Here is a 13,676-nt window from a genome sequence, read left to right as displayed (position 1 = left end):
TCATGAAGCAACTGGTTATCGCTATCGTATTGTCGCTGGGTAGTTCGCTGTCTCTGGCGAAGGATCTTACGGGCGTCTGGGAACTGGTGTCCGGGAACTATGTGGATGGCAGCGGCAAGCTGGTGGATTACAAGGAACTCGACATGAAGGCGCTGAAGGTGATCACAGATTCACACTTCAGTTTTACGTCGATGAAGGGCGGGACCTTTTGGGCCTCTGGTACCGGGACCTATGCACTGAAAGACGGCCAGTATATTGAGACCCTGCGCTACAACTCATTTGGCGAAAAGGCCGGGGCAATCTTCGCGTTCACCACACAAGTTGAAGACACAACCTGGACCAACGAGCGCTGGGAAGATGGCAAGCGCGTGGAATACGAGGTGTGGCAACGCATCGAGTGATTAGTGCGGCTTGCGGCGCTGCGCTCCCGGTTTCTTCGCCAGGAAGATCGCGTGGCGCGCGCCCTTGCCCGGGCGCTCCCGCACGGTTTTGACCTCTACCTGATACCCCGCTTTTTTCAGCCGGTTGGCATAGACCGCGTCCGGTGATGCCGACCACACAGCCAGTACGCCGCCCGGCACCAGGCTTTTGTAAATACTGCTGGTGCCTTCAATGGAATACAGCCAGTTGTTGTCGGCCTGGGTCAGGCCCTCCGGGCCGTTGTCCACATCCAGTAGGACCGCATCGTATTCAGCGTTGCGATTGACCAGTAATTCGCCCACATCGCCGATGTGCACGGCCACGCGGCGATCATCCAGCGGCCGCCCGGCGCACTCTCCGAGGGGGCCACGGTTCCACTCCACTACTTCAGGAATCAGGTCCGCAACGATCACTTGCGAAGAGTCGGTCACGGCTTCCAGCGCCGCCGCCAGGGTGTAGCCCATGCCCATTCCGCCCACCAGCACACGGGCATTCTTTTTGTTCTTCAGGTGCGCACAGCCCAGTACGGACAGTTGCTGCTCACTGTGGAAGCGGCGGCTATTCATCAGCTCACCGCGCGGGCCCGACAGGGCGATGGAAAACTCCTGATCGCGCTGGCGCAACGTGAGGGCGCCACCGCCATTGGGAATCTGTGCGGTGCCGAGTTCGATCCAGGGTTTCATGGGTGGGGCTCTCTGTCGTCTGGTGTCATTCGGGCGGTGCGGGTAGCGCGCGCACTGTAGCACACGTTGGTGATCCGGGCCGGCAACGTTATGATGACCCCATTGCGCCTCCTGCTACTGGAGGTCACGAGCGATCGGGGCCACGCCACCCCCAGTCTAGCCCTGCCTAGCCGTACGAGCACCAGCGAACCATGAACCGAAGAAAGAAGGTCAACCAGATCCTGAAGAAGAAGGCCAAAAAGGCCAACGACAAACTGAACCCGAAACAGAAACCACGCTATATCTCCAAAGCGGAGCGGGCCAAGTTCGCGCAGGAAGGCGGCCCGGATATCGACACGGGTCGTTAGCTGCTGCCGCCCCGGACGGCTTGCTTTAGATTAGACCCGTCGACCTTTCGTTAAAATAAAAAGCCCCGGGTTTTACCCCGGGGCTTTTTTGTTTTAAGGATGTCTTGCCGAAACTTAGTGCAACACGATCACTTCATTGGCGTCCAGGTTCAGCACTGCGGAACCGCCGCTGACGTTCACCACATCACTGCTGGTGTGGCTGTTGTACTGGCCGTCGGCCAGGCTCAGGCTGCTCACGTTGATGGAGGTGCTGCCACCGCGGTTTACCGCCACCATCACGCTGTCGGAGCCGGAAACACGCTCGAATACGAGAATGTCGCCGTTCACCCAGCGCTGGTTGTAGCTGCCGGCGGCCAGCGCCGGGCTCTGAGCGCGCAGGTCGGCCAGCGCCTTGATTAGCAGGAACGCATCGCTGGTTTCGCTGAAGGATGGCATGGCTTCACGGTTGTACGGGTCGTGACCGATCTGGCCGTCGCCGTTGGCGTCGAACCAGGTGGAGTTCTGCTCACTGCCGTAGTAGATGGTCGGGATGCCCGGCAAAGTCATTACCAGTGCCATACCCAGGTTCTGACGAGCATCCGCCAGCGCCTTGCTGAAGCCCTTACCGGTACGGCCGTTATCCACAGGACCGGTGGTCTGCAGGAATACACTGGTGCGGGTAGCGTCGTGGTTGTCGAGGAAGATCGGCTGCCAACTTTCACGGCTATTCCCCCCCATGGCACCAGGACGGGACTCAATATGGGTGTTGAGCTCGGTCATGGTGATATCACCGGCGATGGCCGCTTCGATGTTGTTGCGCAGCTGGAAGTCGAGCAGTTCGGACTTACCGTTTGCAGAGCTCAGGAATTCCATCGACAGCGCATCGCCGGCACCGGCGCCATACCACTCACCGAAGATATACACATCTGGATCCACCGCACGTACGGCGTCATTGAAACGCTTGATGAAGCTCGGTTCGATATGTTTGATGGCGTCGATACGGAACGCATCTACACCGTGCTGCATCCACTTGATGGCGGCATCGATCAAATACTGGTCGGCAACGCTGTTGCTGCTGATACCGTGATTAAAGTCGGTAAGGTTGAACAGGGTCTTGTTGGTGAAGGCCCAGGGATCATCCCACTCGCCGAAGCACTGGGTGGTCGGGTCGCTGTCGCCACAATCGGCGATGGCGCCGTTGCGGTGATACCAGGTGCCATCGTCCTGCAGGAAGTCGGTGATGAAAGTGCCTTCTTTGTACAGGGCGCCGAATTCATACTGGTCGTCCTGGTTGGAGTGGTTGAGGGCGATATCCAGCACCAGCTTCATACCACGCGCTTCCATCTCCGCGTCCAGCTGATCCACCAGTGCCCAGTCACCCAGGTGCTCGTCCACTTCATAGAAGTCGCGGCCCCAGTAACCGTGGTAGGCGCCATCGCTGCCGGTGTTGTCGATATTGTCATTCAGCGGGGTTACCCAGATAGCGGTAATACCGAGGTTCTGCAGGTAATCCAGTTTGTCGATCAGGCCCTGGATGTCGCCACCCCAGTACTTTTTCCACTCGGACAGACCACCGGCCTGTTTGCTGGCGGAAGTGCCGGCGGGGTTGTTACCGCCGTCGTTGCTGGTGTCGCCATTGTGGAAGCGGTCCACAAATACGAAATACATGCTGCGGTTACGGAAGTCGCTGAGCGGCGGGGTAACGACTTCGCAGCCGTCTGCATCGACGCTGGCACCTGCCGGGGTGTTCGGACACTGGTCAATGCTGTCGGGCACGCCGTCGCCATCGCTGTCCGCAGCGACGACACCGCAATTTACGCCGAGATCGGTGGTGACGCTCACCAGGCTGTTATTGGCACCATTGGCCACGATGTAGGTCCAGCCACTGGCGGCCACATCCTGCGCCGGGAACTGACTGCCCGCCCAGCTGCCGCTGGGATCGATTTTGAAACGCGGGCCGCCGTTGCCGTCGCCACTGGCGAAGTTGCGGCAGGCATCGTACTCGTCGGTATCGCCAATGCGCGCCAGCAGGTCTCCGGCAGCCCAGCCGTTGTGGGTACCGCGCAGATGCAGGATGGCGTCCGGGGTTTCCGGCTCTTCCGCGGGCAGAATGTGGTAGTCCTTGGTATCGGTGTAGAACTTGATATCCCAGGTGCCAGCGGGGACGGCAATATTGTTGCCGTTTTGCTGGCCGTTCGCGCCGTAGTTTTCGCTCCAGTCGCCCCAGCGGTCAAACTTGACCTCGCCGGCAGTGGTGAAGACCACATCGTCTGCCAGCATGGTATTGCTGCCCAGATTCTGCATCTGGTCCGCCTGCCAGTTGTTGTCGGTGCCGCGCAGGAACCATTCCGCCTGCGCCACAGAACTCGCGCCCAGCAGCAGTGCCGCCAGGGCCAGGTAGCTCTTTTTCATGTTCATCATCTCGGTTGATTATTGTTTTCGGTCACAGGCCCGGAGGGGACTTTTCGCTGCCTGTCTGCACACTTCCGGGCGCGGCAACATACTGGCGGACTCCCCGGTCGATACCTCCTCCTCGACCGGGGCGTGGAGAAAAGGCGCGCCAGGTCAGATCGGGTGTCAGTGTCGCCGATTACTACCGGCCTCCCCCCGGCGGGAGGGGGATAACAGGGGTGGCATGAGCGGGCACAATGGTGAAAAAAAGTGCGAATCGTTCGTCCCGGGTTACTCGCCCAACCCCAATCACAGGTGACCAGATGATGATGGATACACCCCGCCCCCGCGCCATACTGATGGCACTGCTGTTGCCGCTGCTTGCGGCTATATCTGTGGGCTGCAGCGCATCGGAAGCGCGCGCCGTTGAACGGGTTGAGCCGCCCTTCTGGTGGGCGAAGATGGCGGAGCCCAACCTGCAGCTGATGCTGCACGGCAAGGACCTTGCCGGCGCCGAGGTCAGCCTCGACTATCCCGGTGTGACCGTGACCGGCACCGAACGCGAACAGAACCCCAATTACCTGTTTATCAACTTATCGGTGTCTGCCGATGCCAAGCCGGGCACTCTGCAGATTCATCTGCGCAAGGACGACTGGCAGCAGGAACTCAGCTACGCGCTGAAGCCGCGCCGCCCCGGCTCTGCCGAGCGTCAGGGCTTTGACAGCAGCGATGCCATCTACCTGATCACCCCGGATCGCTTTGCCAATGGCGACGCGGGCAACGACACGACCGCCGATACCATTGAGGGTGCCGATCGCAGCAATCCCAGTGGCCGCCACGGCGGTGATATCGCCGGTATGCGGCAGCATCTGGAGTATGTGGCCGCTATGGGTTTCACCCAGATCTGGCCCAACCCGCTGCTGGAAAACAACCAGCCGGAATACTCCTACCACGGCTACGCCGCCACCGATCTCTACCGCATCGATCCGCGCTTCGGCAGCAATGAAAGTTTCCGGGGCTTTGTTGCGGCCGCGCGCGAACAGGGCATCGGCGTGATCCAGGACATGGTGCCGAACCACATTGGCAGCGAGCACTGGTGGCTGCAGGACCTGCCCGGCAGTGACTGGCTGAACGGCCGCGGCGTAAAAGCGGGCGAGTTCGAGTACACCAACCATGCCCGCACCGTGCACATGGATCCCTACGCGAGCCACAAGGATCACCAGCTGTTCACCGACGGCTGGTTTGTGGATGTGATGCCGGACCCCAACCAGCGCAATCCGCGGGTGGCCAATTACCTGATCCAGAATGCCATCTGGTGGGTGGAGTACGCCGACCTCTCCGGTATTCGTGTAGACACCTATGCCTACTCCGATGCGGACTTCCTCACCCGCTGGTCCGGGCGCCTGATGCAGGAATACCCCAACTTCAACCTGGTGGGCGAAGAATGGACCCGTCAGGCGGCGCTGGTGGCGTACTGGCAGGCCGGCAACAACAACCGCAACGGCTATGTCTCGCACATGCCGAGCATGATGGACTTCCCGCTGCTGTACGGCCTGCGCGACGGGCTCGAAAAACCGGAAAGCTGGAGCACCGGGCTGGTGACCCTGTACGAAGCCCTGGCCAACGATGTGCTCTACCCCAACCCCAACAATCTGGTGATTCTCGGCGGCAACCACGACATGAGCCGTCTCTACAGCCAGCTGGATGAAAACCTGGGCAAGTTCCGCATGGCGGTGGCCTACCTCGCCACCATGCGCGGTATCCCGCAGTTTTATTATGGCGATGAGATTCTGGCGAAGAGCCCCAAACAGCGCGACGACGGTGTCGTGCGCAGTGATTTTCCCGGCGGCTGGGAAGGCGACACCGTCAATGGCTTTACCGGCAAGAACCTCAGCCCACAACAGCAACAGGCCCAGCAGTTTGTGCGCACCCTGTTTACCTGGCGCAAACAAAAAGACGTGATTCACCGCGGCAAGCTCAAGCACTTTGCGCCGATCGATGGCCTGTACGTGTATTTCCGCTATGACGAAAACGATACGGTGATGGTGGCGATCAACAAAAGCGACCGACCGCGCGAACTGCCGCTGGCCCATCTGGCAGAAATACTGGGGGATAAATTCTCCGCAACCGACATCACCAACGGCAACGCCACCCCACTGAACGAACTGGTGATCGCACCCAGCGATGTACTGGTTGCCGAAGTCTTTTAAAAATTATTGAAAAGATTTTCCCAAAAATAGTTAAAAACAGAAGTAAGCGACGATGAAAGAGCAACAACCCCTTAAACCCAAAAGGCTGTTCAAAAAACTCGGGCTGGCGACCCTGCTGCCCACACTGCTGGCCACCGCCCTGCAACCGGCCTTGGCAGAAACCACGCGCAGCTACCAGAGCCACCAGTTGCTCGACGACAAGCTGGTGATCGAGACCAGTGATAGCCAGGTTACCCTCACACCGCTGAATAGCAGCGCACTGGAGGTGCACTACCAGCGCGAGGGCGTGAAGCAGCTACCCTCCTTCGCCCGTGCGCAACTCGAGGCGGATGTACAGGCGCAGCTCAGCGTCTCCGCGGACACCCTGCGCTACGCACTTGGCGACCTCACCGCGGTTATCCACAAGTCACCGTTTACGATCGAGTACCTGCGCAATGGCGAAACGCTGCTGGCGGAAGAACACGGTTTCTTTGCCAACCAGACCCTGCGCGGCTTCCGCTTCGCCCTGCAGGATCAGGAAAAACTGATTGGCGGCGGCCAGCGCGTGCTGGGCATGGACCGCCGCGGACAGCGCCTGCCGCTGTACAACAAGGCCCACTACGGTTACTCCACCGAATCCGAGCAGATGTATTTTGGCCTGCCGGCGGTGATGAGCAGCAACAAGTACATCCTGCTGTTCGACAACAGCGCCACTGGCAACATGGATCTCGGTGCCAGTGAAAACGACGTGATGCAGTTCGAGGCCATCGGGGGGCGCACTGCGTATATCGTGGTTGCCGGGGAAAGCTATCCCAAACTGATCGAAAACTATGTGGGCGTGACCGGCCACCAGCCCATGCCGCCGCGCTGGGCACTGGGCAATTTCGCCTCTCGCTTCGGCTATCGCACCGAGCAGGAAGTGCGCGATACCGTGGAAAAATTTGCCGAGGAAGATTTCCCGCTGGACGCGCTGGTGCTGGACCTTTACTGGTTCGGCCCTGATATCAAAGGGCATATGGGCAATCTGGCGTGGGACAACAACGCCTTCCCACAACCAGTGAAAATGATGTCGGACCTGCAGGCGCAGGGTATCAACACCATTTTGGTCACTGAGCCGTTTGTCCTTTCCACATCCGAGCGCTGGGATGAGGCGGTCGCACAAAATGCACTGGCGAAAAACCTCGCCGGCCAGCCCAAGCAGTTTGATTTCTATTTCGGCAACACCGGCCTGATTGATGTGTTCGCCGAAGACGGCCGCGACTGGTTCTGGAATATCTATAAAGGCCTCAAGGAACAGGGCGTGGCCGGCTGGTGGGGCGACCTGGGCGAACCGGAAGTCCATCCGTCTGATACCGTTCATGCCATTGGCATGGCGGATGAAATCCACAACGCGTACGGTCACCGCTGGGCACAGATGCTGTTTGAAAACGAAAAGGCCGATGCCCCCAACGAGCGCCCGTTCATCATGATGCGCGCCGGTTTCCCCGGCTCCCAGCGCTTTGGCATGATCCCGTGGACCGGCGACGTGGAGCGCAGCTGGGGCGGCCTCAAGCCGCAGGTGGAACTGTCTTTGCAGATGGGCCTGCTGGGTTTCGGCTATACCCACTCGGACCTCGGCGGCTTTGCCGGCGGTGAAAAGTTCGACCGCGAACTGTATATCCGCTGGCTGCAGTACGGCGTATTCCAGCCGGTATACCGCCCGCACGCACAGGAGCACATTGCACCCGAGCCGGTATTCCACGACCGCAAGACCCGCAACATTCTGCGCGAGTATGTAAAGCTGCGTTACCGCCTGCTGCCCTACAACTACACCCTGGCGTTTGAAAACAGCCAGACCGGCATGCCGCTGATGCGCCCGCTGTTTTTCGAGGACGAATCCAACCTCGCCCTCATGGACAACAAGGATGCCTACCTGTGGGGCAACGATTTCCTGGTAGCGCCGGTAACCGACGAGAACATCGACGAGGTGGCCGTGCAGCTGCCCGGCGGCGTGTGGTTCGATTACTGGACTGACGAAGCTTACCGCGGCGACATCGCCGAAGTGGAAGTGGAGCTCGACACCATTCCGGTACTGGTGCGCGCCGGTGCGTTTATCCCCACCGTGGCGGATATGAACAATACCCGCGAGTACACCAGCAAAACCCTGCGCCTGGATTACTACGCGGATCAGTCCGTCAGCCAGTCCAGCGGCTACCTGTACGAAGACGACGGTTTCACCGCCGATGCCTTTGCCAAGGGCCAGTATGAAAAGCTGTACTTTGCCGGCGAGCGCAATGGCGAGCGCAGCCAGTTTACCTTCACCCGTGAAGGCAACGGCTACACCGGCGCACCGGAGTCCCGCGCGCTGGAACTGGTACTGCACAACTGGCAGCAGGCGCCCGCCAGCATCGCGCTGGGCGCCGTGAATATCCCGCTGGTGAAGCGGGAATCCGAGCTGGCCGACAACACCGCCTACTTCGACAAGCGCCGCAATACCCTACGGGTACAGTTCCCCTGGGGGAAACAAGACCTCGCGCTGACGATCACCGAATAATTGCAGGAAATAAACGCTGTTATGAAAAACATTTCCCGACTGATTCTGGCCACCGCGATCACCACCAGCCTGCTGGCCGGCTGTGACGCCAAGCCTACCGCGGCACCGTCTGCGGTCGAGCCCGAGCACACCCACAACGCAGCCAGTGCGGAGGCAATCGCCTCGCCCGTAGAAACCTTTGGCAAACCGGTGATCTATCAGGTGCTGCCGCGCCTGTTTGGCAACACCAATGCCACCAACAGACCCTGGGGCACCATCGAAGAAAACGGTGTGGGCAAGTTCAGTGATTTCACCCCGCAGGCACTGCAGCAAATCCGCGCGCTAGGCGCTGACTACATCTGGTACACCGGCTCGCTGCACCATGCAGTGGTGCGTGACTACACCGCCTTTGGTATCAGCAACGACGACCCGGACGTCGTCAAGGGCCGGGCCGGCTCACCCTATGCGGTAAAGGATTACTACACCGTAAATCCCGACCTGGCCAATGACCCGGGCAAGCGCCTGGAAGAATTCAAGGCGCTGGTAGAGCGCTCCCACGCCGCCGGCCTCAAGGTAATTATCGACATCGTACCCAATCACGTAGCCCGCAATTACCAGTCGCTGGCCAAACCCGAAGGCGTGCGTGACTTTGGAGCGGATGACGACACCAGCGTGGCTTATGCCCGCGACAATAATTTCTATTACGTGCCCGGCGAACCTTTCCTGGTGCCGGTAGCCGAAGACGCCTACCAGCCGCTGAATGGTGAAGCCCATCCGTTGGTAGACGGAAAATTTACCGAGACGCCGGCAAAGTGGACCGGCAATGGCAGCCGCGCACCGCAGCCGAAGCAGGACGACTGGTACGAAACGGTAAAAATCAATTTCGGCGTACGCCCGGATGGTAGCCACGACTTCCCCGCACTCCCCGCCGGTTACGCACAAAAAGATTACCGGGCACATGCGGCCTTCTGGGCAGATAAAGACGTACCGAGCAGCTGGGAAAAATTCCGTCAGATCACCGACTACTGGCTCGCGTTTGGTATTGATGGTTTCCGCTACGATATGGCCGGCATGGTGCCGGTGGAGTTCTGGAGCTACCTAAATTCTTCCATCAAAATGCAGAAGCCCGACGCGCTGCTGCTGGCTGAAATCTACCAGCCCGACCTGTATCGGGATTATGTGCACCTGGGCAAAATGGACTACCTGTACGACAAGGTAGGCACCTACGATGCGATACGTGCGGTTATGGAAGGCAAGGCCGCTACCGACCCGCTGGTGGAGATTCAGGAAAGCCTGCGCGGTATCGAAGACAACATGCTGCGCTTTATGGAAAACCACGACGAGCAGCGTATCGCCAGCCCGGAGTTTGCCGGCAACGCCGAGGCCGGCAAGCCGGCCATGGTGGTGTCCGCCGCCCTCAGTGGAGCACCCACGCTGGTCTACTTCGGCCAGGAACTGGGTGAGCCCGGTGCCGGCGATGCGGGCTTCGGCAAGGCCAGCCGTACCACCATTTTCGATTACTGGTCGGTGCCCACCATTCGCCGCTGGAATAATGAAGGCAATTTCAATAGCGAAAAGCTCAGCGAGGCCGAACAGTCCCTGCAGCGCTTTTACCGCACACTGCTCACCTTCTCCCAGCAGAGCCCGGCGCTCACCGGAAAGTTCTTCGATCTGCACCAGGTTAACCGCAGCCAGGGCGAGAACTACACCGACAAGCTGTACAGTTTCGCCCGCTGGGCCGGCGATGAGCGCCTGCTGGTGATCGCCAACTTCGCCGATCGCGACAGCACCACCAGCCTGCGCTTGCCAAAGGCGCTGATTGAAGCGTGGCAACTGGCTCCCGGTAAGTACACCCTTACCAACCAGCTGCAGCAGGGGTCCGCGGAAATGGTCGTGCGTGATGACCTGAGCGCGGCGGTATCGCTGGACACTCCACGGCTTTCCGGCCAGATCCTGCGCGTCGGCCGCTGACTCGCCACCCTCCCGGACAGGGGTGCCATGCACCCCTGCTCCTTCTTACCCATTTCCTCCCCCTTTCTTCCCCGCTCCGTTCCCACCGCTTCCCGTAGGCGAAACCTTCGCGACCTGATACTGTCTGAGACTTCACAGTCAGTGGTTTACACTGATTATTGAGGCGCCAGGTCTGCGCGCAGACACTAACGGGAGGAAATACGGATGGGTGGCAATATCAAAGAATGGCTGATCGCCCTGCTGGTGGTGGCCGCGGTTATTTTTGGCATCTACTGGTTTGCCGTGCGCGAAGCACCCGCACCGGAAGTCTCTGCGCCCGTGACCGAGCCCGCCCCGGAAACCCAGCCCAATGTTGACCTGGAAGAGCCCGCAGAGCCGGTTATTCCTCCGGTACCGGAACCTGTGGAGCCGGAAGACCCACCGCGTCAACTGCCCGCCCTGAACGACAGTGATCGCGAGGCGCACACCGACATCATCAGCCTTTCCTCCGACGGCGCCCTGGCGAAATGGATTGTGCCCGATGAAGTGGTGCGTAAATGGGTGGCCGCGGTAAACACTGCGACCAAGGGCGACCTGATGCACAAGAACCGCCCCTTCAACAATGTGGACGGCAAGCTCGCGGTCAAGGAACTGGAAACCCGCGACGACGGGCAAAAAGTGTATGTGCTGTCGCAGGAGAACTACCAGCGTTACGATCAGCCAGTGCGTCTGTTCGCCATGGTGGATACCGATACCGCGGTGAACCTCTATCAGTTTTGGTACCCGCGCCTGAAGCAGGCCTATGGCGAACTGGGACTCAAAAACAAGAACTTCCACGCGGCCGTAATGGCGGCCATCGACCAGGCGCTGGCCGCGCCGGAAGTGGAAGGCCCCATCAAACTGGTGCGCCCCACGGTGTATTACAAGTTTGAGGATGAGAAGCTGGAAAAAATGCCCGGCCTGCACAAGCTGATGATTCGCATCGGCCCGGACAATGCGGCACGGGTGAAAGAAAAACTGCGTGAGCTGAAAGCAGCACTGCAGAACATGCCCAGCGAACAGTAACTGCGGTACCGGTAATTTGCGCCACGATGGCGCAGTAAAAAAAAGCCGGTATCAGTTTCCTGATACCGGCAAGCCTTTCGACGAGAAAGAGAAGTCGCACTCACATGGGCCGAATCCGGCCCTGCACATTAAAACCAAACCAAAAAGCTAAACCAAAAAACCAAGCAAAAAAACAAGCCAAAACTCAGGACACTCGTGGCACCCGTTAGCGCGCGCTGAGCTGCCCCTGCTGGCTTGTGCCCAGCAGCAGGATGTCAAACTCGGTGTCGAAGGTCAGCGTGCCATTCACCACTCGGGCTTCCGCACCGGAGTAGTAATCTTTCACCACTGTACCATCGGCAAACACGTCACCGGCGCTCAGTGTTTTTTCACCGGCTTCCAGTTCCAGCGCTACCATCACGCGATCGTGTTCAAACGTGCGCGAGAAAACATAGGGCGCTTCGCTCAGCTGCTGGTGCACACCGGCACCCACTGCGGGATGCGACTGCCGGAACTGGCCCAGCTTCTGCCAGTGGCTGAGAATATCGCTGGTGCTGTCCTGCTGCAGGCTGCTCCAGTCCATAGGTACGCGCATGGAGGCGTCGCCGTAGGCCTGCTCGTCAATCATCGGGCGGGCAATCTCATCGCCGTAATAGATCTGCGCCGCACCCGGTGCCAGCATCAGTTTCAGTGCGGCACTTTTTACCTGCTTGCGCTCGCGGTCAAACGAACTGAAGTCGTCATGGGAACCGATGTAGTTGAGAACAGAAACACCGTCCAGCTCGCCACCGTTCAGGATGCTGGAGTATTCGCTGAAAATACTCTCCATGTCCTGTTTGGCATGGGTGGCAAAGCCCATGTTGATCAGGCTGTCGAAACCGTGGTTGAAGAAGTCGACCTTGCGATCGCCGAAGTCGTAGTAGCGACCTTCGCTGCTGGCGAAATTGTTTATGCCGTAATGGTAAACCTCGCCAACCATAAAGAATTCGCGATCATCCAGTTTGCTCTCTGGATTGTTCGCCTTCCATTCTGCCAGGGCCAGGCTCGCTTCTTTTTTCAGCACGCCCCAGATTTCCGGCTCAACGTGCTTCACGGTATCCACACGGAAGCCCGCCACACCGTATTCACGCACCCAGTCGGTCAGCCACTTGACGATGTAGTACTTGGGCGCGCGCGGGTAGCCGGTACGCTCGAAGAAGGCATCCAGCTCGGCCACTTCCTGCTCCAGACGGCCTTCGCGCTGCCACTTTTCGGTGAGCTGCGGCGGCAGGTCCACCGGCTCTTCGCTCTCAGTGAGGATATCCGGCAGGTTGTCGGTCAGGGCGCAGGTGACGTTCTGGGCAAAGCTGCTCCAGTCGCAGCGCGGGTTGGTGCGCACCCAGTCGGATGGCCACAGCGGATCTTCGCTGGTAACCGGGCCGGTATGGTTGATGATGACATCCAGCAGGATACGCACACCTTTGCTGCGCGCCTTGGCGATCAGCTCAGCCAGTTCTTCCTCGGTGCCGAAGTTGGCGTCCACACTGGTCCAGTCTTTCGGCCAGTAGCCGTGGAAGGCATAGGTGCGCTTGTCACCCTCATCAAAGCCATGCACGTTCTCGATCACCGGGGACATCCAGATGGCGTCCACGCCGAGATCGTTGAAGTAGCCCTCGTCCAGCTTCTGGATCACACCGCGCAGGTCACCCCCATGGAAACCGCGCAGGTGTGCCGCGTCATCTTTGCGGCCATAAGACAGGTCGTTGTCCGGGTTGCCGTTGTGAAAGCGGTCCGGAAGCATGAAATAGACGGTCGCGTTTTTCCAGAAAGGATCCGCGCTGCCCGGCTTGACCTCGGTCAAGGCAGGGGCACTGGCTTCAGGGGAAGATGGCGCCAATTCAGTTTCGGGCAGAGCGCCGGACTGGCGCTCGGAGCAGGCGGTAATGGTCAGTGCCAATGCGGGAATCAGGGCACTCAAACCGGTAACTTTTCTCATTATATTCTCTCCGTCGTGATCGAACGGTCATCACAGAAGCGTAATGTAACCGCCTCGCCCACAGATTCATCCTCCCGGGGCGGGGCGTAGATGAAATGATCGAACGCCGGTGATAGGCTTGACTCCCCAGTTTTGGGGCCACCCAGAAGCCTTAAACCGGCCGTACAACAACAGGTGGCAACTGCG

At 59.5% G+C, this 13,676-nt stretch carries 9 protein-coding genes; 6 read left to right on the top strand and 3 right to left on the bottom strand.

Annotation, left to right across the window (positions count from 1 at the left end; all coding sequences use genetic code 11):
* Positions 1-2: 2 nt before the first annotated feature.
* Positions 3-401 (top strand): hypothetical protein, encoded by a 399-nt coding sequence (locus tag JF535_RS06030; protein WP_207000361.1) that lies wholly within the window; start codon positions 3-5, stop codon positions 399-401.
* On the opposite strand, the gene JF535_RS06025 is transcribed toward JF535_RS06030, so the two are convergent.
* Entirely contained in the window at positions 402-1,103 is a 702-nt protein-coding gene (locus JF535_RS06025; RefSeq protein WP_207000360.1) for a spermine/spermidine synthase domain-containing protein, read from the bottom strand. It abuts the gene before it with no gap.
* Positions 1,104-1,294: 191 nt separating this feature from the next.
* Here JF535_RS06025 and JF535_RS06020 point away from each other — a divergent pair, with 191 nt between their 5' ends.
* On the top strand, positions 1,295-1,450 hold the full coding sequence (locus JF535_RS06020; RefSeq protein WP_207000357.1) for a DUF2986 domain-containing protein: 156 nt from the start codon (positions 1,295-1,297) through the stop codon (positions 1,448-1,450).
* 114 nt (positions 1,451-1,564) lie between these two features.
* On the opposite strand, the gene JF535_RS06015 is transcribed toward JF535_RS06020, so the two are convergent.
* Positions 1,565-3,841 (bottom strand): alpha-amylase family glycosyl hydrolase, encoded by a 2,277-nt coding sequence (locus JF535_RS06015; RefSeq protein ID WP_277987236.1) that lies wholly within the window; start codon positions 3,839-3,841, stop codon positions 1,565-1,567.
* Positions 3,842-4,143: 302 nt separating this feature from the next.
* Between JF535_RS06015 and JF535_RS06010 the strand changes: the two genes are divergently transcribed.
* The 4 genes from JF535_RS06010 (at position 4,144) to JF535_RS05995 (ending at position 11,536) form a co-directional block, all read left to right on the top strand.
* Positions 4,144-6,030 (top strand): glycoside hydrolase family 13 protein, encoded by a 1,887-nt coding sequence (locus JF535_RS06010; protein WP_242523730.1) that lies wholly within the window; start codon positions 4,144-4,146, stop codon positions 6,028-6,030.
* Positions 6,031-6,082: 52 nt separating this feature from the next.
* The gene (locus JF535_RS06005) at positions 6,083-8,542 is read left to right on the top strand and encodes a glycoside hydrolase family 31 protein (protein ID WP_207000355.1); all 2,460 of its coding nucleotides are present in this window, start codon (positions 6,083-6,085) and stop codon (positions 8,540-8,542) included.
* 21 nt (positions 8,543-8,563) lie between these two features.
* Entirely contained in the window at positions 8,564-10,492 is a 1,929-nt protein-coding gene (locus JF535_RS06000; RefSeq protein ID WP_207000354.1) for an alpha-amylase family glycosyl hydrolase, read from the top strand.
* Between the two features lie 204 nt (positions 10,493-10,696).
* A complete protein-coding gene (locus JF535_RS05995; RefSeq protein ID WP_207000352.1) occupies positions 10,697-11,536 on the top strand; it encodes a DUF3014 domain-containing protein in 840 nt (279 codons plus the stop codon).
* 205 nt (positions 11,537-11,741) lie between these two features.
* Here JF535_RS05995 and JF535_RS05990 read toward each other — a convergent pair whose 3' ends face one another.
* Entirely contained in the window at positions 11,742-13,490 is a 1,749-nt protein-coding gene (locus JF535_RS05990) for an alpha-amylase family glycosyl hydrolase (protein WP_207000350.1), read from the bottom strand.
* Between the last annotated feature and the right edge of the window lie 186 nt (positions 13,491-13,676).

Source organism: Microbulbifer salipaludis, from assembly GCF_017303155.1.
Classification (GTDB): domain Bacteria; phylum Pseudomonadota; class Gammaproteobacteria; order Pseudomonadales; family Cellvibrionaceae; genus Microbulbifer; species Microbulbifer salipaludis.
Note: the sequence above shows the minus strand (reverse complement) of the source record. Positions and strands in the feature narration are given on the sequence as shown.

Bases quoted from the DNA above. Each gene is read 5' to 3' on its own strand.
- JF535_RS06000 (WP_207000354.1), top strand. From the start codon at position 8,564: ATGAAAAACATTTCCCGACTGATTCTGGCCACCGCGATCACCACCAGC.
- JF535_RS06005 (WP_207000355.1), top strand. From the start codon at position 6,083: ATGAAAGAGCAACAACCCCTTAAACCCAAAAGGCTGTTCAAAAAACTC.
- JF535_RS06030 (WP_207000361.1), top strand. From the start codon at position 3: ATGAAGCAACTGGTTATCGCTATCGTATTGTCGCTGGGTAGTTCGCTG.
- JF535_RS06015 (WP_277987236.1), bottom strand. From the start codon at position 3,841: ATGAAAAAGAGCTACCTGGCCCTGGCGGCACTGCTGCTGGGCGCGAGT.
- JF535_RS05990 (WP_207000350.1), bottom strand. From the start codon at position 13,490: ATGAGAAAAGTTACCGGTTTGAGTGCCCTGATTCCCGCATTGGCACTG.
- JF535_RS06010 (WP_242523730.1), top strand. From the start codon at position 4,144: ATGATGATGGATACACCCCGCCCCCGCGCCATACTGATGGCACTGCTG.
- JF535_RS06020 (WP_207000357.1), top strand. From the start codon at position 1,295: ATGAACCGAAGAAAGAAGGTCAACCAGATCCTGAAGAAGAAGGCCAAA.
- JF535_RS06025 (WP_207000360.1), bottom strand. From the start codon at position 1,103: ATGAAACCCTGGATCGAACTCGGCACCGCACAGATTCCCAATGGCGGT.
- JF535_RS05995 (WP_207000352.1), top strand. From the start codon at position 10,697: ATGGGTGGCAATATCAAAGAATGGCTGATCGCCCTGCTGGTGGTGGCC.